Origin of the sequence: Blattabacterium cuenoti (assembly GCF_014251275.1) — a bacterium.
GTDB lineage: Bacteria > Bacteroidota > Bacteroidia > Flavobacteriales > Blattabacteriaceae > Blattabacterium > Blattabacterium cuenoti_AG.
This window is the reverse complement of sequence record NZ_CP059183.1, coordinates 131,100-152,355: the sequence shown is the minus strand read 5'-3', so window position 1 is coordinate 152,355 and position 21,256 is coordinate 131,100. Positions and strand designations below refer to the sequence as shown.

At 24.5% G+C, this 21,256-nt stretch carries 16 protein-coding genes; 2 read left to right on the top strand and 14 right to left on the bottom strand.

Annotation, left to right across the window (positions count from 1 at the left end):
- Positions 1-31: 31 nt before the first annotated feature.
- From purC to aroB, 8 genes are all read right to left on the bottom strand, one after another.
- Positions 32-760, bottom strand: coding sequence for a phosphoribosylaminoimidazolesuccinocarboxamide synthase (gene purC / locus H0H76_RS00720; protein ID WP_185855633.1), 729 nt, complete (start codon positions 758-760; stop codon positions 32-34).
- 4 nt (positions 761-764) lie between these two features.
- Complete coding sequence (gene purE, locus H0H76_RS00715) at positions 765-1,247, bottom strand: 5-(carboxyamino)imidazole ribonucleotide mutase (RefSeq protein ID WP_185855632.1); 483 nt, start codon at positions 1,245-1,247, stop codon at positions 765-767.
- 19 nt (positions 1,248-1,266) lie between these two features.
- The gene (locus H0H76_RS00710; protein ID WP_185855631.1) at positions 1,267-4,965 is read right to left on the bottom strand and encodes a phosphoribosylformylglycinamidine synthase; all 3,699 of its coding nucleotides are present in this window, start codon (positions 4,963-4,965) and stop codon (positions 1,267-1,269) included.
- Positions 4,966-5,022: 57 nt separating this feature from the next.
- Entirely contained in the window at positions 5,023-6,432 is a 1,410-nt protein-coding gene (gene purB, locus H0H76_RS00705) for an adenylosuccinate lyase (protein ID WP_185855630.1), read from the bottom strand.
- Positions 6,429-7,748, bottom strand: a complete 1,320-nt coding sequence (locus H0H76_RS00700; RefSeq protein WP_185855629.1) for an adenylosuccinate synthase — start codon at positions 7,746-7,748, stop codon at positions 6,429-6,431. The genes purB and H0H76_RS00700 overlap by 4 nt, the downstream gene beginning before the upstream one ends.
- Positions 7,749-7,812: 64 nt before the next feature.
- Entirely contained in the window at positions 7,813-8,778 is a 966-nt protein-coding gene (gene ruvB, locus H0H76_RS00695) for a Holliday junction branch migration DNA helicase RuvB (protein WP_185855628.1), read from the bottom strand.
- Positions 8,779-8,821: 43 nt separating this feature from the next.
- Positions 8,822-11,278: a DNA gyrase subunit A gene (gyrA, locus tag H0H76_RS00690; RefSeq protein WP_185855627.1), complete on the bottom strand. Its 2,457-nt coding sequence runs from the start codon at positions 11,276-11,278 to the stop codon at positions 8,822-8,824.
- A 17-nt stretch (positions 11,279-11,295) separates the two neighbouring features.
- The gene (aroB, locus tag H0H76_RS00685; RefSeq protein WP_185855626.1) at positions 11,296-12,378 is read right to left on the bottom strand and encodes a 3-dehydroquinate synthase; all 1,083 of its coding nucleotides are present in this window, start codon (positions 12,376-12,378) and stop codon (positions 11,296-11,298) included.
- Between the two features lie 232 nt (positions 12,379-12,610).
- On the opposite strand from aroB, the gene H0H76_RS00680 reads away from it, so the two are divergent.
- Positions 12,611-13,285 (top strand): DedA family protein, encoded by a 675-nt coding sequence (locus H0H76_RS00680; RefSeq protein WP_185855625.1) that lies wholly within the window; start codon positions 12,611-12,613, stop codon positions 13,283-13,285.
- Here the strand turns inward: H0H76_RS00680 and H0H76_RS00675 are convergent.
- The 3 genes from H0H76_RS00675 to H0H76_RS00665 are packed head-to-tail and all read right to left on the bottom strand — an operon-like array spanning position 13,278 to position 15,274.
- A complete protein-coding gene (locus H0H76_RS00675; protein WP_185855624.1) occupies positions 13,278-13,709 on the bottom strand; it encodes a nucleoside deaminase in 432 nt (143 codons plus the stop codon). The genes H0H76_RS00680 and H0H76_RS00675 overlap by 8 nt on opposite strands.
- A gap of 23 nt (positions 13,710-13,732) precedes the next feature.
- Positions 13,733-14,323 carry a 50S ribosomal protein L25 gene (locus H0H76_RS00670; protein WP_185855623.1) on the bottom strand — a complete coding sequence of 197 codons (591 nt, stop codon included), beginning with the start codon at positions 14,321-14,323 and terminating at the stop codon, positions 13,733-13,735.
- 6 nt (positions 14,324-14,329) lie between these two features.
- On the bottom strand, positions 14,330-15,274 hold the full coding sequence (locus H0H76_RS00665; protein WP_185855622.1) for a ribose-phosphate diphosphokinase: 945 nt from the start codon (positions 15,272-15,274) through the stop codon (positions 14,330-14,332).
- 69 nt (positions 15,275-15,343) lie between these two features.
- On the opposite strand from H0H76_RS00665, the gene H0H76_RS00660 reads away from it, so the two are divergent.
- On the top strand, positions 15,344-16,141 hold the full coding sequence (locus H0H76_RS00660) for a thymidylate synthase (RefSeq protein WP_185855621.1): 798 nt from the start codon (positions 15,344-15,346) through the stop codon (positions 16,139-16,141).
- A gap of 18 nt (positions 16,142-16,159) precedes the next feature.
- Here H0H76_RS00660 and thrC read toward each other — a convergent pair whose 3' ends face one another.
- From thrC to thrA, 3 genes are read right to left on the bottom strand one after another with little or no spacing between them, the layout of a single operon-like run.
- Positions 16,160-17,485 (bottom strand): threonine synthase, encoded by a 1,326-nt coding sequence (gene thrC / locus H0H76_RS00655; protein WP_185855620.1) that lies wholly within the window; start codon positions 17,483-17,485, stop codon positions 16,160-16,162.
- Between the two features lie 30 nt (positions 17,486-17,515).
- Positions 17,516-18,469: a homoserine kinase gene (locus H0H76_RS00650; RefSeq protein WP_185855619.1), complete on the bottom strand. Its 954-nt coding sequence runs from the start codon at positions 18,467-18,469 to the stop codon at positions 17,516-17,518.
- Positions 18,470-18,474: 5 nt separating this feature from the next.
- Positions 18,475-20,928 (bottom strand): bifunctional aspartate kinase/homoserine dehydrogenase I, encoded by a 2,454-nt coding sequence (gene thrA, locus H0H76_RS00645; RefSeq protein ID WP_185855618.1) that lies wholly within the window; start codon positions 20,926-20,928, stop codon positions 18,475-18,477.
- Between the last annotated feature and the right edge of the window lie 328 nt (positions 20,929-21,256).

The window sequence follows — 21,256 nt, the reverse complement described above, 5'->3', positions numbered from 1 at the left end:
ATTTCTTTTACTTTTTTTTATTAATATTAATTTAATTTTCGTGTAATCTTTTTAGAATTTCCATATATGTATTAATTATATCTATATTTTTTTCTGATTCTATTCTAAATATGTCTTTGTCTAATTTTTTTTTTGTGTTTTTATCCCAAAAACGACAGGTATCAGGACTAATTTCATCGGAAAGATAAATTTCATTTTTTTTATTTTTTCCAAATTCTATTTTAAAATCCACTAATATAATGTTTTTATTAATAAAATATTTTTTAAGAATATTATTTATATTTTTCATAACAGAATATATGAAATTTAATTCTTCATAGGAAATAATTTCTAAAAATACTGCATGATGATCATTAATTAATGGATCCTTTAATTTATCACTTTTATAAAAAATTTCAAAAATACCATTTGATATTAGTTTACCTTCTGTAATACCTAATCGTTTTGACATGCTCCCAGAAACAATATTTCTTGTTACAAATTCTAAAGGAATCATATTTAATTTATAACATAATTGTTCTCTGTTATTCTCTTTTCGTATGAAATGATTTTTAATTCCATTATAATGAAGATGTTTAAATATTATAGTAGTTATTTCATTGTTCAATATTCCTTTATCTTGAAATAATTTATTTTTCAATCCATGTAAAGAAGTTAAATTATCTTTATAATGTATGATAATTTCATGTGGATTTTTTGTAGAATAAATTTTTTTTGTTTTTCCTTCTATAATGAGATCTTTTTTAATTGTATTAATCATAACTTTACAAATCTTGTTCTATTTCATTTAGTAATCTTTCCTTAATGTTAATTCTAAATTTTATTAGTTTTTTTTTTATTTCTGGATATTTCATAGATAATATATGAATAGAAAAAAGTGCGGCATTATAAGAATTGTTAATACCTACAGCTGCAATTGGGACATCCTTAGGCATTTGAATTATAGAAAATAATGAATCTATTCCACCTAATAATCCATTTTTACTGTATATAGGGACTCCAATAACTGGGATAATTGTTCTAGAAGATATAATTCCAGGTAAATGTGCAGATAAACCAGCTCCAGCTATAATTAAATCTGTTTTTTCAGATTCTACTTTTTTTATAGTGTTTATTAAAATTTCTGGAATTCTATGTGCAGAAATAATATAACATTTATAATTTACATTAAATATTTTTAATATTTCAGTTGCATTTTTCATTATACCTTTATCAGAAATACTTCCAAAGAATATTGCAATTTTCATATATTTTTTTATATTTTTTTTATAAAAAGTATTGTACAGCATTTTTAAAAATAGAATGTTCACGTATGTTAGGAATATTTTTTAATAAACCTTCGTCATATCGTTCAGGATGAGTCATCCTTCCATAAATCCTTCCATCTTGACTTATTATTCCTTCAATGGATGATATAGATCCATTAGGATTATGAATACTATTTGAGCTTGGATTCCCTTTAAAATCTACATATTGTGCAGCAACTTGTTGTTTTTTAAACAACGTACTAATAATTTTTTTTTTAGCATAAAATTTTCCTTCTCCATGAGAAATTGGTAAAATATATATTTTATTTTTCATTCCATTTAACCATGGAGATTTATCTGAAATTATTTTAATATTTACACATTTAGAAATATGTTTTCCTATTTTATTATAAGTTAATGTAGGGGAATTATTATTTCTTAAACAAATTTTACCATAAGGTAATAATCCAGATTTTATTAATCCTTGAAATCCATTGCAAATACCTAAAATTAATCCATCTTTATCAAGAAAATTTTTAACTGAATCTTTAATATAAGGATTATGTAATATAGATGAAATAAATTTTCCTGCTCCATCTGGTTCATCTCCAGCACTAAAACCTCCACAAATCATAATAATTTGTGAAGATTTTATATATTTTGTCAATTGCAATGAAGAAGATATTACATCTTCATTACGTAAATTTCTAAATACAAAAGTTTTAATTATAGATTTTTCTTTTTCAAATGCACGTACTGATTCAAATTCTCCATTTGTTCCAGGAAAAATTGGAATTAGTACACGTGGAATTCCTTTATAATTTGATTTACATATAATAGAAAAATTTTTTGTTACTCTATAAGTATTTTTTGAAATGTTTTTTTTATATTTTTCTTTTTTATATTTTTCTTTATTAAAAGAAAAAACAGAATTAAAAGTATTTGTCCAATTATTTATTGCTTCATCTATAGAAATATTTATTCCGTTAAAAATTAAATAATCATATGATGTAACTTCTCCAATTTTTATTAAATCATTTGATATAAAAGAAGATGCTTCTATAATTAATGATCCAATACTAATTTCTAATAAATTATATTTACAATCTATAATAGCTCCTAATCTATTTCCAAATGACATTTCTGCAATTGCAGAGGAAATCCCACCATCTTTTATAGTTTTAACTGATACAATTTTACCAGACTTAATTCCTTGATAAATTTTATTGTATATATTTTTAATAGATTCAAAATCAGGCATATCATTTTTTAATAATCTATGATAATATAAATAAATTATATTTCCAATTTTTTTAAATTCTGGAGAAGTTATGTATAGACTTTTACTAGTTGATACTCCAAATGTTATAAATGTAGGAGGTACATTTAATTTTTTATAAGACCCTGACATAGAGTCTTTTCCTCCAATTGATCCAATGCCTAAAGACATTTGAGCATGGTATGCTCCCAATAAAGATGAAAATGGTTTTCCCCAATTTTCTGGATCATTACCTAATTTTTGAAAATATTCTTGAAAACTAAAATAAATATTTTTAAAATCCCCCCCCATAGAAACAATTTTAGATATACATTCTATAATAGAGTAAATACCTCCATGAAAAGGGCTCCATACTGAAATTTCTGGATGATATCCCCATGCTACTATGCTAACTGTATTTGTATTTCCTTTCATAACAGGAATTTTTTGTACACTACCTTCAGATGGAGTCATTTGATATTTACCACCAAAAGGCATTAATACTGTAGTTCCACCTACAGTACTATCAAACATTTCTGATAAATTTATTTGAGATGCTACATTTAGTTTAGATAAAGTTTTAAAAAAAGTCTTTTTATTGAAAGATAACTTTCTTGATTGTTTAAATGGAGAAATTGAAGTAGGAGTATTAACTATAACTGATTGTTTTTTACAAAATCCTCTAGTATTTAGAAAAGAACTTTTAATATTAAATAATTCTTTTTCTTCATACATAAAAATTATCCTATTATTATCAGTAATTTCAGCTATAGGAACAGAAAGTAGATTTTCTTCTTTTGCTAAAGAAATAAATTTTTCTGCATGTTTAGAATCCAATGCAACGGCCATACGTTCCTGAGATTCAGAAAGAGCAATATCTATTGGGGTTATTATTCCTTGATTTTTTTTTATAGGAATTTTATCTAAATAAAGTTTTATACTATCATTTAATTCTCCTATGGCTACTGATACTCCACCTGCTCCAAAATCATTACATTTTTTTATTAAATAAGTAACTTCCTTTTTTCTAAAAAATCTTTGTATTTTTCTTTCCGTTAAAGGATCCCATTTTTGTTTTACATTATTTTTAAAATTAAAATTATCTGATTTAGAAGAATCTATAGCTCCTCCTACTCCTTCTTTTCCTGTCATTCCACCAATTAACATTATAATATCTCCTTTTTTTAATTTTTTTTGTTTTACAAAATTTTTTGGAACTGCTCCAACTACCATTCCTATTTCCATTCTTTTTGCCCTATATCCTTCATGATAAATTTCACGAACATGTGTAGTCGCTAGACCAATTCTATTGCCATAATAGCTATAACCCCTAGCTGCTTCAAAACAAATTTTATTTTGTGGTAATTTTCCATAAAATGTTTTAGTGTTTTTAGGATTTGCTGCTCCACTTAATCTAAGTCCTTGATAAACATAAGATCTTCCAGATAATGGGTCTCTTATTGCACCTCCTACACAAGTTGCAGCTCCATTAAAAGGATCAATTTCTGTAGGATGATTATGAGTTTCATTTTTAAAAAAAATATACCATTTTTCTTTGTCATCTCTATCCGTAAAATCAACATCTATCATTATCATACAAGCATTATTTTCAAGTGAGGATATTTCATGTTTTAATTTTCCTTTTTTACAAAGAACTTTGTAAGGAAGACTAGATAATTCCATTAGATTTATAGGTTTTTTTGAAATTCCCATAAAATGTCTATCTTCTAAATATTTATTAAAAATTTTATTATACATATTTTTTAATGAGCCTTTAAAAGATATATCAATAAGGGAAGTAAAGAAAGTAATATGTCTACAATGGTCAGACCAAAAAACATCTAAAACTTGTAGTTCTATTTCTGTAGGATTTCTTTTTTCTTTAATAAAATATTTTTGTATAAATATCAAATCCATAATATTCATGGAAAAATTAAATTTCTTATGGAATTTTATTAGTTTTTCTACAGAAAAATTAATAAATCCATCTATATATAGATTATGGTTATGTGACACTTTTTCATGTGAAAAAGTATGAATATTTAATGATTTTTTTTTTTTTAAATATTCTTTTATACTGTTTAAATATTCTTTTTTATTTTTATCTATTCCAAATAATTCAACTAAATAACTAGATTTTATATATGCACAAGATTTATAATCTAATATTTTAAGACATTGCGTAGCAGAATCAGATCTAATTTCATCATAATCTGAGAAAAATTTAAAACAAGGATTATTAAAATTCTTATTTATATGTAAAATATCTGTAACAGGATCTGCAAAAATTTTATATAGACTTTCTAAAAATAGTTTTTTATTTATATTGTAAATATTGTATACACAATATATAATTAATCCATTAACTAATGGAGTATGTAAATTACATAATTCATTATATAATTTTATAGAATCAGTATCAAAATATGGTTTTTTTTGGATAAAAATTTTTAAATTCATTTTTTGCAATTATATTGAATTTAAATTTTTTTTTGTTATTATATTAATCAATCATATTTATTTATCGATAAAATAATGGTATTTTTCCAATATAGGATTGACTTTTTCTTTAATAAAAGATAAGGTTTGTTCTGAAGAAAATCCTATAAAATTTTTAGGATTTAAAATTTTATTTATTTTTTGTTTATTAATTGGAATATTTTTATCAAGTAAAATTCTTTTTATAAAGTTATTTTCTTTTCCTTTTAATTTAATTTCTTTACTTGTTTCCATTGAATGAATACGTATTCTTTCATGAATTTCCTGTCTATCTCCACCATTTTTTACAGATTCAATAATAATGTATTCAGTTATTAAAAATGGAAGTTCTTTATTTATATTATTATCAATAATTTTAGTATATACAATCATATTTTCTAATATTTTATTCCAAATAATTAAAATGGCATCTACGGTAAGGAATCCTTGCCCAATAACTAATCTTCTATTGGCAGAATCATCTAAAGTTCTTTCTAACCATTGAGTAGCTGCTACTATAGCTGAACTATTAGATAAAGATATTACATATTTTGCTAAAGAAGCCATTCTTTCACTATAGACTGGATTTCTTTTATAAGACATTGCACTGGAACCAATTTGTTCTTCGTAAAAAGGTTCTTCTATTTCTTTTAGATTTTGTAATAAGCGAATATCATTACTAAATTTATGGGATGTTTGAGATATGTTAGATAATAAATTTAAAATTTGAGTATCAATTTTTCTATCGTAAGTTTGCCCAGTCACAGAAAAAACATTTTCGAATCCAAATATTTTTGATAGCTTTTTATCTAAGTATTGTGTTTTTTCTAAATCTCCATTAAATAATTCTTTAAAACTTGCAGCAGTGCCAACAGTTCCTTTTACTCCCCTAAAATAAAGATTTTTTAATATAAATTCTAATTCATTTACATCCATAAGTAGACTATTAATCCACAATACAGCACGTTTTCCTACTGTAGTTAATTGGGCAGGTTGATAATGAGTATAAGCTAGAGTTGGAGTATTATGATATTCTAAAGAAAAGTTTCTAAGACGAAAAATAATATTAATTATTCTTTTTAGCAAAATATCTAATCCATCTCGCATTAAAATAATATCTGTATTATCTCCTAAAAAAGCGCTGGTAACTCCTAAGTGTAAAATAGGTTTTGCTATAGTTGCTTGTTCTCCAAAAGCATGTAAATGAGCCATAACATCATGATGAAATTTTTTTTCAAAAAATTCAACTCTTTCCCAATTAATATTATATAAATTATTTTTTAAATTTTGTATTTGTTCATAACTAATATTTAATCCTAATTCTTTTTGAACTTTTGCCAAGTTATACCATAATTTTCTCCAAATAAAGAATTTTTTTTCTGGAGAAAAATTATATAACATTTCTTTACTACTGTATCGTTCTACTAACGGATTTTTATATTTTTTCACGAATTTTTTGATAAAAATATTTTATTAAATAAAGTTTTATTTTTTATAATATTTTGATCTCTTTCAGATCCTAATGAAATTAATAATATTTCTAATTTTAAATATTTTTCAATAAAATTTAGATATTCTTTGCAATTTTTAGGTAATTTTTCATAATCATTTATATGAGATATATCTTTATTCCATCCAGGAAATTTAATAAATACACTTTCTATTCTTTCATTTTCTATATCTGCTATAAAATGAGAAGTATTTTTATTATTTATATTGTATTTATACTTTACACATATTTTTATAGTCCTAAGTCTACTTAAAACGTCTAATTTAGTTAGAATTAAATATTTAATTCCATTTATCATACAAGAGTATTTTAGAGCTATTAAATCTAACCATCCACATCGTCTTGGTCTTTTAGTAGTAGATCCATATTCATTTCCATATTTTCGCACAATATTTTCAATTTCTTTGTCTTGTATTTCTGTTGGGAACGGTCCAGATCCAACACGTGTGCAATATGTTTTTGCAACTCCTATAAAATTTCCTAAAAGATTTGGGGGCACCCCACTACCTATGCAAGCCCCACCTGTAGATGTAGAAGTAGTAGTAACATATGGATATGTTCCATAATCAATATCTAATAACAATGCTTGAGCTCCTTCAAATAGTATTTTATTTTTTTTTTTAAATGCATTATGAATTGTATAAACAGAATCTATAATTCTATCATGTAAAATTTCTGAATATTTTATATATTCATTATAAACATATTCAAATGAAATAGTTGGTTTATTATAAATTTTTTTAAAAATAGAATTTTTTAAATTTATATTATATTTAAGTTTTTTATACAAAATATTCTTTTTTAACAAATCCAATACTCTAATTCCTATTCTAGATATTTTATCTACATAAGTAGGACCTATTCCACGATGAGTAGTTCCAATTTTATTTTTACCTAAAGATTCTTCTTGATACTTATCTAGCAAACAGTGATAAGGCATAGTAATATGTACTCTTTTGTCTATAAAAACTTTATCCGTATTAATTCCAAAAGATTCTAATTCTTTTATTTCTTGAATAAAAAATTTAGGGTCTATTACCATACCAGGACCAAGAATACATTGTACATCACAATGTATAACCCCAGAAGGAATTAGATGAAGTATGAAATGATGATTTTTAACATGAATGGAATGTCCAGCATTATTTCCTCCTTGATAACGTATAACATAATCTGAGTATTTGGAAAGTAAATCAGTTATCTTACCTTTCCCTTCATCACCCCATTGCAACCCTACTATTACATTTGAAGGCATTACATTTTATTTATAATTTACAAATTTAAGTAATAAAATAAATAAATAATAAAAAATATTTTATTCATTTTTTAAATGAACATTTTTTTAAATGCCTATATGCTAAATTTGTAACTTTTCTTCCTCTAGAAGTCCTTACCAAATATCCTTCTTGTATAAGAAAAGGCTCATATACTTCTTCTATCGTATTTGAATTTTCGCTTAAAGCAGTAGCTATAGTATTTATTCCTACTGGGCCCCCTTGAAAATTATCAATAATATATGAAAGAATTTTATTATCCATTTCATCCAATCCATGTTTATCTACATGTAAAGCTTTAAGTCCTAAATTACATATATCAATATCAATAACTCCAGTACCTTTTATTTGAGCAAAATCACGAATTCTTCTAAGTAATGCATTAGCTATTCGGGGGGTCCCTCTACTCCTATTAGCTATTTCTAATGATGCACTTTCTGTTATAGGTATTTTTAATAATACTGCACTACGATTTATAATGTCTTTTAACAATTTTTTATGATAATAATTAATACGAAAATTAATTCCAAATCTAGAACGCATAGGTGCTGTAATTGATCCATATCTAGTAGTAGCTCCTATTAATGTGAATGGTGGTAAATTAATTCGTATTGATTTTGCATTTGCTCCAGAATCTATAATTATATCAATTTTGTAATTTTCCATTGCAGAATATAAATATTCTTCTACTACTGCAGGTAGTCTATGAATTTCATCTATAAAAAAAACATCATTTATTTTTAAATGAATAAGTAATCCTGCTAAATCTCCCGGTTTTTCTAAAACTCCTCCTGAAGTTATTGTAATATTTACACCTAATTCATTAGCAACAATATTAGATAAAGTAGTTTTTCCTAAACCTGGTGGTCCATGAAATAAAATATGATCAAGAGTATCTTTTCTTTTTTTTGCAGCCTGTATAAAAACTTTTAAAGTTTCTAATAAATCATTCTGTCCAATGAAGTCTTTAATTGTTTTTGGATTTAAATTAAAATCTATTAAATATGACACAGAAATTAGTATTTTTATTTTTAGCTATTAAATAAATATTTTATTAATCTATAATAGTTTTATAAACCTTTGCAACATCAGCAATTGCATCGTTTTCTTTCAAATAAACTAATCTTACACCTTGAGTAGCCCTTCCCATTATTCTAATATCTGATATTGGAATTCGTATCATAACTCCTGATTTTTTTATAATCATTAAATCATCTTCTTCTGAAACATATTGAATAGAAATTAAATTACCTGTTTTTTTAGTAATATTTATTGTTTTAATTCCTTTTCCACCTCTATTAGTTAGTCTATAATCTTTTAAATTTGATCTTTTTCCAAATCCTTTTTCGGAAACTACTAATAACTGGCCTTTATCTCTTTTATCTACACAAATCATTCCAATTGTCATATCATCTTTTACTGTAAGACCAATAACTCCGGAAGAATTTCTACCTGTTGCTCTAACTTTTTTTTCTGAAAAACGAATGATTCTACCTTTATTTAAAGCTATAAAAACATGTCCATTTCCTTTAGTTAGTATTGCTTCTAACAAAGAATCCCCTTTTCTAATAACAATTGCATTGATACCGTATTTTCTAGGACGAGAATAATGTTCTAATGATGTTTTTTTTATAATTCCTTTTTTAGTAACCATCATAACATAATAATCTTTTACATACTTTTTATCAGAAATATTTCCAGTTAATATATAAGCATTTACTTTGTCATCTTTTTGTAAATTAATAATATTTTGTATTGCTCTACCTTTAGAAATTTTAGATCCTTCTGGGATTTCATACACTCTTAACCAGAAACATTTTCCTTTTTCTGTAAATAATAATAAGTATTGATGATTTGTTGCTATAAGTAAATGTTTAAAATAATCAGATTCTTTTGTTATTGCTCCTCTATTACCTATCCCTCCTCGACCTTGACGTTTATATTCTGATAAAGATGTTCTCTTTATATACCCTGCTTTAGAGATAGTAAGAACTACTTGTTCATTTTCAATTAGATCTTCCATATTTACTTCTCTTCCATAATGATCAATTTGTGTTCTACGTGGATCTTGATATTTTTTTTGTATTTCTAATAATTCTTCCTTAATTATTTTTGTTCTTACAGAATATTTAGATAAAACTTCTTTAAGAAATTTTATTTTATTATTTAATTCTTTATATTCTTTTTTTATATTTTCTTGTTCTAAAGTTGTAAGACTTTGTAAACGAAGATCCAAAACTGATTTAGATTGATCATCAGATATATCAAATTTTTTTATTAATTCTCCACAAGCTTCATTACGATTTTTAGATTTTCTAATTAATTGGATCATTATATCTAAATGATTTAATATTTTAAGAAAACCAATTAATATATGTATGCGATGTTTATATTTTTTTAGTTCGTATTTAGTACGTTTTATTATAACATCATGTCTATGGTCTACAAAATTTTTAATTAAATCTTTTATATTTAATTGTTCTGGTTTTCCATTAACTAAAGCTATAATATTTACATTAAAATAAATCTGCAAAGATGTAAATTGAAATAGTTTGTTTAATATAATATTTGAATTAGTATTTTGTTTTAAAACATAAACAATACGTAACCCTTTTCTGTCTGATTCATCACGAATTTGATAAATACCTTCTATTCTTCCTTCTTTTATTAATTCTATTGTTTTAGATATCATATCAGACTTGTTTACTTGATAAGGTATTTCATTTACTATAATACATTTTCTTCCATCTATTTCTTCAAAATGTACTTTTGCTCTTAAAATAATCCTCCCTCTTCCAGTACAAAGAGCCTTTTTAACTCCATCATATCCATAAATTATTCCTCCTGTAGGAAAATCAGGAGCTTTTATATATTTTATAATTTTTTCTACAGATAAATTATTATTATTATCTATATAAGCAAAAATTGCTTTAATGGTTTCTTTTATATTATGAGGTGGAATATTTGTAGCCATTCCAACTGCAATACCAGAGGATCCATTAATGATAAGATTAGGAATTCGTGTTGGTAATATTGTAGGTTCTTCTAAAGAATCATCGAAATTTAATTTCATATCTACTGTTTCTTTCTGTATATCTAACAACATTTCCTCAGATATTTTCTCCATACGTACTTCTGTATAACGCATAGCTGCAGGTGGATCTGCATCTAATGATCCGAAATTTCCTTGTCCATCTACTAATGGATAACGAAGTGACCAGTTTTGAGCCATACGTACCATAGTATCATAAACTGATATATCTCCGTGTGGATGATATTTTCCTAATACTTCTCCTACAATTCTAGCTGATTTTTTGTATTGACTTTTAGAAAAAAGACCTAATTGATACATTCCATAAAGTACTCTTCTATGTACAGGTTTTAGTCCATCTCTTACGTCAGGTAGTGCTCTAGAGACAATAACAGACATAGAATAGTCTATATAAGATGATTTCATTTCATCTTCAATATTAATAGGAATTAATTTTTCACCTTCGCTTATTTTAGACATGTTAAAAAATAAAAAGACTAATTTAATAAACTTTCCTTAATCAATGGATAAGAAACTTCACAATTGTATGAACATTTTCCTATATTTTTCAGTAAAGAAAACTGAATTTTATTTTTATAGTTTTTTTTATCATATTCCATAATTTTAAATAATTTTTCAATTTCTGAATCAGATATTTTTTTTTTAGTAGAATATAAAGTAGACAATACTGATTTTATTTCTTCATATTCTTTTATAGATAAACCGTTACTTTTATAAGAAATCCAAGATTCATAAATCATACCCATAGTTATAGCTTCTCCATGTGAAATTTTTTTTTTTTTCATTAGAAAAAAACTTTCTAATGCATGGCCAATTGTATGTCCAAAATTTAAGATTTTTCTAACTCCTATTTCTTTAGGATCCTTATCTACAATTTTTTTTTTTATCAAAATAGATTTATTTACTAAATCATACAATTTTATTTGATTTTTCATTATATTTTTTATATCCTTATAAGCATTTTTCATATCCATCCAAAAGTTATTATCTGCTATTAACCCATGTTTAAACATTTCTGACATACCTGAAATAATATCATCATTTGTAAGTGTTTTTAAAAAATTAACATCTATAATTAAAAATTCTGGTGAATAAAAAGATCCTATTTCGTTTTTAATAGAATTCAAATTAACTCCTGTTTTATTTCCTATAGAAGCATCTACCATTGCTAATAATGTTGTAGGTATATTTATAAAACGTATTCCTCTTTTGAATATAGAAGAGACAAAACCACCGATATCTGTTATTACACCCCCACCTAGATTAATTAATATACTTTTTCTAGACCCTTTCATTTTTCCTAAATAATTGCATATTTCAATACATGTATGAATATTTTTTTCACTTTCTCCTGATTTAATTTTAACAATATTAGATTTTTTTAAAAATTCTATATTCTTAAAAAGAATAGGAAGACAATATATAGATGTGCATTTATCTACTAGAATAAATATATCTTTCACAAAATTAATTTCTTTAAGTAAATAATTACTTAAAAAATTATAAGCTTTTTCATTTTCATTAAAATATATATATACTTCATGTTTTTTCATTTTCATATATTTTTTTATAATATAATTACATATATAATCTTCATTATAATATTATATTAATTAATAGTATGAAATATTTTATACAACCAGTAAGTTATAAAAATAATGCCTATTAATATAAATAATAGATTTATAATCCATCCTAAAAAATTAATAAAAAATAATATAAACGCCATAAATAAATATATTATGAGAAAAATAATTATTTTTTACGAAAAAAATATTCAAAAAGTAAAAAATGGAAATATTTAATTATTTTTTCTCTTGTTTAGTAGATATTTGGGACTTTTTTCAACATTTATTGAATCCTAGATGGATATTTTCATATTTTAGTAATACTGCTTTACTTATTATACTAGTTATTGTATTTGCAGAGACAGGTTTTTTCATAGGATTTTTTTTACCCGGTGATTCTCTACTGTTTACTGCAGGTATTTTTGGAGAAGATTTAAGAAAAAATTTTTATAACGTTCCTTTTTTTGTAATTATTCTTATTGTTACATGTGTAGCTATACTTGGAAATATACAAGGATATTGGTTGGGGTACAAATCAGGAAAATTATTGGATAGGAAAAAAGATTCATTTTTTTTTAAAAAAAAACATTTAATTTTAGCAAAATTATTTTATAATAAATATAAAACTACTACATTAGTTATGAGCAGGTTTTTTCCTATGTTTCGTACTTTTGCACCTGTTATAGCAGGTGCAATTCGCATAAATTTTAAAAAATTTATGGTATATAATATTATTGGAGCATTAATTTGGACATTTTCTTTAATGTTATCTGGATATTATTTAGATAAAAATTTTCCTGAATTAAAAAACCATTTAGAATGGATAATTTTATTGATTGTATTTATAACTATTCTACCTTTAATTTTAAAATATAAAATAAAAAAATTGCTTATTTAATTTTTTTTTCAATTCTTTTAATAAGAAAAAATTTTTTCATTAATGATTGACATTTTTTTCTCATAATTCCGGTCACAAATATAGTTTCTGAATGAAATTTAATATTATAATTTAAAAATCCTATTTTTGAATCATTATAAGATCCACAAACTATCTTTCCTATTTTAGAAAGAGCTATAGCACCTGCACACATTACACAAGGTTCTATTGTAACATATAAAGTACATTCTTTAATATATTTTTTGTTAAAATAATTAGAAGCTATATTTATTACTTGCATTTCTGCATGTGCAGTAACATTTTTTAAATTTTCAGTTAAATTATGTGCTTTTGCTATTACAATATTATCATAAATAATTATAGCTCCTATAGGAATTTCATTTTTATTAAAAGCTTTAAAAGCTTCTTTTAAAGCAATTTCCATAAATTTAATATCCTCGTACACTATTATTTTTTTTCTTTATTTTCTTCATCTTGAGATATTTTTTCAATAGTACGAGAAAACTTTACTCTTGCTACTAATGTATTATCAGAATGTAGAATAGAATACTTTTCATTATGCAAATTTTTAACAGTAATTCTATCTCCTATATCTAATGAATTAACATTTAATTTTATGTAATCTGGAATATTGGAAGGAAAAGCTTTTATTTTTAATTTTCTAATTGGAGAATAATATATTCCACCTTTTGATACACCAATTGGTCTTCCAAATGATTTCAATGGAGTATATAATATAATGGGTTTTGATTCATCTATTTTGTAAAAATCTACATGTAATATTTTATCTTTAACAGGATCAAATTGTATTTCTTTTCTAATTGCTTTTATCTTTTTATTACATCCTTTTAATGTAATAATTGCACCACGTACTTCAGAAGTATATACAATTTTTTTCAAATCATCTAAAGATGCAGAAAATGGAATATTAATGTTATTACCATACAAAATACATGGGATCTTTCCAAAAATTCTAGTAAAATAAACTTGTTTTTTTCCAATATTTCTTTTTTCACCGTATATATTTATATACTTCATTTTGTGTTAAATTATAAATTTACTGCTAATAGATTCATCATTTTTTAGAGATTGCATAACTTCTGCAAAAAGTGGAGCACATGATAATATATGAATGTTTTTCCTAAATTTACATTGATTAATTTTTACAGGAATAGTATCCGTTACTACTAATTCTTCAATTTTTGATTTATTTATTTTATCATAAGAATTACCTGATAAGACTGGATGTGTAGCTATAGCTCTAATACTCAAAGCTCCTTTTCTTTTTATTAAATTAGCAGCTTCTGTTAAAGTCCCTGCTGTATCCACCATATCATCTATTAGTATAATGTTTTTTCCTTTTACATCTCCTATTAGATTCATGAATTCTATTTCATTTGCTTTTTTTCTTTCTTTATAACAAATTACAACATCAGTCCCCAAATAACCTGCATAACTTCTAGCTCTTTTTGCTCCACCCATATCTGGAGAAGCAATAGTTAATTTTTCTATATTTAGTTTTTTTATATAATTAATAAAAATCCTAGAAGCATATAGATGATCTACAGGTATATCAAAAAATCCTTGTATTTGATCTGCATGTAAATCCATAGTCATAACTCTGTTGGCCCCAGATGCTACTATCAAATTTGCTATAAGTTTTGCTGCAATAGGGGTCCTAGGTTTATCTTTATGATCTTGCCTTCCCCACCCAAAGTAAGGAATAACAAGTGTTATACTATAAGCAGAAGCTCTTTTAGCTGCATCACTCATTAATAAAAGTTCCATTAAATTATCTACTGGAGGGAAAGTAGATCCAATTAAAAATACTCTAGATCCACGTAAAGATTCCTCAAAATGAGGGGTATATTCTCCATCACTAAATTCTAAAAATCGTACTCTACCAAGAGTAGACCCATAATAACGAGCTATATTTTCTGACAACTTTAATCCACTTCTTGTAGAAAAGAATAGAACTTTTTGATTCATAGTTATATTTTTTTATTATGCAACAAAAATATTAAAGAAATAATTAACCTTATATAAATTTTATCTATCATGAAACAATATTTGAATTTACTAAAAAACGTTTTAAAAAATGGTGTAAAAAGAGAAGATAGAACTGGAATAGGAACTAAAAGTATTTTTGGATACAAAATGAAATTTGATTTAAAAAATGGATTTCCTCTTTTAACTACTAAAAAATTAAACATACGATCTATTATATATGAATTACTTTGGTTTATTAAAGGAGATACTAATATAAAATATTTAATAAAAAATAAAGTAACTATTTGGAATGAATGGGCAAATGAAAATGGAGATCTTGGTCCTATATATGGAATGCAATGGAGAAAATGGCCTACAAATAAAGGAAAAAATTTTATAGATCAAATACATGAAGTATTACAAAAAATCAAATATGATCCAAATTCACGAAGAATAATAGTTTCTTCTTGGAATGTAGGAATGATAAAAGATATGGCAATACCTCCATGTCATGTAATTTTTCAATTTTATGTTTGTAAAAAAAAATTATCATTGATTTTATATCAGAGAAGTGCAGATATTTTTTTGGGGCTACCATTTAATATTGCTTCTTATTCTTTATTACTAATGATGATAGCAAAAACTTTAAAGTTGAAAGAAGATAAATTTATACATTTTATAGGAGATGCTCACATTTATAATAATCATATAAATCAAGTAAAAGTTCAGGTTAAAAGAAAACCAAAAAAACTTCCAAAAATTATTATTAATCCATATGTTAAAAATATTTTTGAATTTTCTTTTGAAGATTTTAAGTTAAAAGGTTATCATCCTTTTCCTCATATTCAGGGAGATGTAGCAATTTAATATTTAATTGTAATAAAATTATCTGTTTAATAACCAATCTTTAAATTCATTAAAATTATTTTTTATAGATATTTTTTTATTTATATTTTTTAAATTTAACATATTATGTTTATGTGTTTCTTTTTTAGAAAAAATTGTTGATCTTAAAGAACTTGGAATATTGTCTATGAATTTAATAGGATGAGCCGTTTCTAAAAAAATTCCTGTATATGAAGTATTATTAATATTTTGTAAATACTTAATAATTCCTAAATAACCAATAGCTCCATGTGGATCCAATACATATTTATATTTATTCCATGTTTTTCCTATAACATTCAAAACTTCCTTATCAGTAAATTTATAAGAATACAATTTTTTTTTTAATTTATTTATATTCTTTTTATACAAAAAATTCAATATTCTTGGAAAATTACTAGGATCAGAAATATCCATTGCATTTGATATAGTCTTTTTTACTGAAGTAGGACTATAATTTCCAGATTTAATAAATCTTGGAATTGTATCATTAATGTTTGTAGAAGCAATAAAAACTTTTACAGGTAGACCCATTTTTTCAGCTAGCATTCCTGCACATATATTCCCAAAATTTCCACTAGGGACTGAAAAATTAAGTTTAAAAGTATCAAATTTATTTAGGAATTCTTTGTATGAAAAAAAATAATAAAACATTTGTGGTAGCCATCTTGCTACATTAATAGAATTTGCAGAAGTAATAGTATATTTTTTTTTTATTTCGTTGTCTAAAAAAGCTTTTTTTACCATATTTTGACAATCATCAAAATTTCCATTAATTTCCAATGCAAATATATTAGATCCTAAAGAAGTTATTTGTTTTTCTTGTAATGGGCTAATTCTATTATATGGATATAGAATAACTACTTCTATTCCTATTTTATTGTAAAAACCTCTTGCTACTGCTCCACCAGTATCACCTGATGTAGCAACTAAAACAGTAATTTTATTTTCTATTTTTTTACAAAAATAACTTAAACATTCTGCCATAAATTTAGCTCCAATATCTTTGAATGCTAAAGTAGGTCCATGAAAAAGTTCTAATGCATAAATATTATCATGTATATTTTTTAATGGTAATGGAAAATTTATAGTATTTTTAACAATATTATATATAACATCATTTGGTATAGTATTTCCTATATAAGGTTTTATTACAGATGTTGCTATATTAAATTGACTAAAACTTGTAATTTTTCTAAAAAATATAGGATCTAACTTTGGTATATATTTTGGAACATATAAATGTCCATCTGATGATATACCATTTAAAACTGCCTGTTCAAAGGTAACTAAATTAGTATCATTATTTAAACTATGGTACAACATTATATTATTTTTAATAATTATTTTTTTATTTTAAAAAATTTTATTCCATTTTAATCCTTTTTTATTGATAGGAGAAGTATAAGTATTATAATCTATTTTTAATGTAGAATAAACTTTATTCATAACTTCAGTAACTTTTTTAGCTGTTTTATTTCCTTTGCTTAACATAAAAACAGATGGGCCTGATCCAGAAATTCCTCCACCTAATGCTCCTATTTCTTTACATCTTATTTTTAATTCGTAAAATGCTGGAATAAGAATAGCACGTATAGGTTCTACAATTACATCTTCCAAAGATCTGCTTATTAAAGCATAATTTTCTTGATATAATCCAGCTACTAATGCCCCTATATTACCCCATTGTCTAATTGCATCAGTCATTAATATTTTATGTTTTAAAATATTTCTTGCATCTGATGTTTTTATTTCAATTTTAGGATGAATTATACTTACCCATAACTCATTTGGAGTGTGTAATTTTGTAATATCTAAAGGATTATAACTTCTTACTAATGTTACTCCACCCATAATTGCAGGAGCTACGTTATCAGCATGAGCTGCCCCACTTGCCATACGTTCTCCTTCCATAGCAAAACGTATTAATTGAATTGTATTGAAAGGATTTCCTAATAGAATATTTGCTCCAAAAACTACTCCAGCTGCGCTTGCGGCACTAGATCCTATTCCACTACCAGGATTAATGTTCTTAATTAATTTTATTTCAAAACCTATTTTTTTTTCTTGATAAAACTTTTGTTTTTGTTTATATTTTTTTAATAAAAATTGTAAAGCTACGAAAGCAACATTTTTGTTAGGGTCATCAGGTAAGGATGCTCCATAAATTTTATTTATACGTATTCCTGGATCGTCTGATTTAAATAAATGTATTTCATCTTTTGGAGAATCTAATGCTAATCCAATTATATCAAAACCACAAACTAAATTAGCTACAGTAGCAGGTGAAAATATTTTTATCGCATTCATAATTATTATTTAGTAGCTTTAATAATATCTGAAAATACTCCAGAAGCAGTTACTTCAGATCCAGCACCTGCACCTTTTATAATAAGAGGTTGTTCTGAATATCTATTAGTGTTATATAAGACCATATTATCTTTTCCTTCTAAATGAAAGAAAGGATGATTTTTATTAACTGATTCAAGCCCTACATAAGCAATTCCATTTTCATATCTTGCTACAAAACGTAATTGTTTTTGATTTTTTTCTGCTTCTTTTCTAATTTTCAAAAAATAATTATCATATTTATGCAATGCTTTATAAAAACTTTTAATTGAATTTGATTTATAACAATTTTCAGGAATAAAAGATTTTTTTTGTATATCATTTAATTCTAATGAAGACCCACATTCTCTTGCTAAAATAAGTATTTTTCTCATTACGTCTAATCCACTTAGGTCAATCCTAGGATCTGGTTCAGTATATCCTTTTAATTGAGCTTCTTTTACTATATCGGAAAAAGATTCATTGTGTACAAAATGATTGAATATAAAATTTAAACTTCCTGATAATACTGCTTCTATTTTATTAATTTGATCTCCACTATTAATAAGATCATTTAAAGTACTAATAACTGGTAAACTAGCACCTACATTAGTTTCAAATAAAAATGGAGCATTAAAGTGTCTAGAAAGTATTTTTAATTTTTTATAATTATTATAGTTTGAAGAACAAGCTATTTTATTACAAGTAATAACTCCTATTCCATTCTTTAGAAATTTATCATAAGTCATCGCCATTTCTTCACTGGCTGTATTATCAACAAATAAACTATTTCTTAAATTGAATTTACATACTTCTTTCATAAAAGAATATATATTCATTTTGTTCCCATATGTATTCAAATTATGATTCCATTTATTTTTATTTATATTTATTCCATTTTCATTGAAATACATTTTTGTGCTATTAGCTAATCCTATAATTCTAACCTGTAACTTTAGTTCTTTCAATAAATAATTTTGTTGTTTATCTATTTGTTCTAGTAATTTACTTCCTACTTTTCCTACTCCACAAATAAAAAGATTAATTTGTTTTGGAGGACTTTCAAAAAAAGCTTCGTGTAAAGTATTTAATGCTTTTTTAAAATCTTCTTTTCTAATTACAGCAGATATATTTTTTTCAGTAGATCCTTGTGCAATTGCCCGTACGTTTATACTATTTCTTCCTAAAGAAGAGAACATTTTTCCACTAGTTCCATGAAGATTTTTCATATTATCTCCTACTACTGCAATAATACAAAGATCCTTTTCTATTCTCAACGGTTCTATATGTTTTTGATTAATTTCTTGGGAAAATTCACTATCTATTACTGACTTTGCTTTTATCATATTTTTATCATGAATTCCAGTTGTAATAGAATGTTCTGAAGAACTTTGAGTTATGAAAATTACATTTATTTCTTCTCTTGATAATGCTTCAAATAATCGTTTTGAGTATCCAGGATTTCCTACCATTCCACTTCCTTCTAATGTTAGCAAAGCCATATTCTGAATTCCAGAAATTCCAGTTACTGGTTGACTAATACTTGTATTTTTTCTTATGTAAATCAGAGTTCCTGTATCTAAAGGAGAAAAAGTATTTTTAATTTGAATAGGAATATTTTTTTTCATAGCTGGTTGTATAGTAGGAGGATAAATTACTTTTGCTCCAAAATGAGATAATTCCATAGCTTCTTCATAAGATATTTCTTTTATAGGAAATGCTTGATTAACTACTTTTGGATTTGCTGTCATCATTCCACTAACATCTGTCCATATTTCCAGCAAACTTGCAGAAATAGCAGCAGCTAAAATTGCAGATGTGTAATCAGATCCACCTCTTCCTAATGTAGTTGTTTCATTATCTATAGTTGATCCTATAAATCCAGGAAGAACAACATATTTAGATATTTTTTCACTAAAAAATTGAATTATTTGATGATTACTAGTAATAAAGTCTACTTGTGCACATCCAAATTGAGAATCAGTAACAATTAAATCTCTACTATCTTTACAAACAGCATCTAATCCATATTGTTTTAATTTTTCTGAAATTAGAAAAGAAGAACTTAGTTCACCAAAACTCATAATTTTATCTAGAGAACGTTTAGATAATTCTTCTACCTGAAAAATTCCGTCACATAAGCTTTCTAATTCATTAATGTTTTTTTTTATCCAACTGATTAAATGACTTTGATAAGTAATTGGAAATAATTCTCTAATAATGTTAATATGACGTATTTCAATTTTTTCTAATAAATTTTTATACAGATTTTTTCTTTCAGAAGCTAGTTTGCCACATTGTATTAATTGATCAGTTATATCTCCTAAAGCAGATACAACTATTGCATATCTTCCTTTAGGTTTTTTTTCTAATAAAGAACAAATACGATTTATAGAATTTGAACTAGCTACTGAACTTCCTCCAAATTTTAAAACTTGCATTTTTTAATTATTTTTTACTGTCTTTTTTTTCTTAAAAAGGGTAACAAAAATAATAATAATTTATGGAGCCATTGTTATTTTTATCTTTTTTTTGTATTAAAATTATATTTTTTTCAATATAATAAATATTTTATTGTGATATTCATTAATTTTATATGTTTATATGAATAAAAAATTAAATATTATTTTTCTTTATTTTTATTTAACATACTATAATAATTTTTTTTATTAAGTATATTTTTTTTCTCTTATTTCGTTAACATAAATAGTGACATAAATAAAAACAAAAAATAATATATTTATTAATTAATTTTATAATAACGATTCC

Coding starts and splice junctions, on each gene's coding strand:
- H0H76_RS00680 (WP_185855625.1), top strand. CDS start 12,611: ATGGAAATATTTAATTATTTTTTCTCTTGTTTAGTAGATATTTGGGAC.
- aroB (WP_185855626.1), bottom strand. CDS start 12,378: ATGAAAATGAAAAAACATGAAGTATATATATATTTTAATGAAAATGAA.
- thrA (WP_185855618.1), bottom strand. CDS start 20,928: ATGCAAGTTTTAAAATTTGGAGGAAGTTCAGTAGCTAGTTCAAATTCT.
- H0H76_RS00670 (WP_185855623.1), bottom strand. CDS start 14,323: ATGAAGTATATAAATATATACGGTGAAAAAAGAAATATTGGAAAAAAA.
- H0H76_RS00675 (WP_185855624.1), bottom strand. CDS start 13,709: ATGGAAATTGCTTTAAAAGAAGCTTTTAAAGCTTTTAATAAAAATGAA.
- purC (WP_185855633.1), bottom strand. CDS start 760: ATGATTAATACAATTAAAAAAGATCTCATTATAGAAGGAAAAACAAAA.
- gyrA (WP_185855627.1), bottom strand. CDS start 11,278: ATGTCTAAAATAAGCGAAGGTGAAAAATTAATTCCTATTAATATTGAA.
- H0H76_RS00700 (WP_185855629.1), bottom strand. CDS start 7,748: ATGCCTTCAAATGTAATAGTAGGGTTGCAATGGGGTGATGAAGGGAAA.
- H0H76_RS00650 (WP_185855619.1), bottom strand. CDS start 18,469: ATGAATGCGATAAAAATATTTTCACCTGCTACTGTAGCTAATTTAGTT.
- purE (WP_185855632.1), bottom strand. CDS start 1,247: ATGAAAATTGCAATATTCTTTGGAAGTATTTCTGATAAAGGTATAATG.
- H0H76_RS00710 (WP_185855631.1), bottom strand. CDS start 4,965: ATGAATTTAAAAATTTTTATCCAAAAAAAACCATATTTTGATACTGAT.
- H0H76_RS00665 (WP_185855622.1), bottom strand. CDS start 15,274: ATGAATCAAAAAGTTCTATTCTTTTCTACAAGAAGTGGATTAAAGTTG.
- H0H76_RS00660 (WP_185855621.1), top strand. CDS start 15,344: ATGAAACAATATTTGAATTTACTAAAAAACGTTTTAAAAAATGGTGTA.
- thrC (WP_185855620.1), bottom strand. CDS start 17,485: ATGTTGTACCATAGTTTAAATAATGATACTAATTTAGTTACCTTTGAA.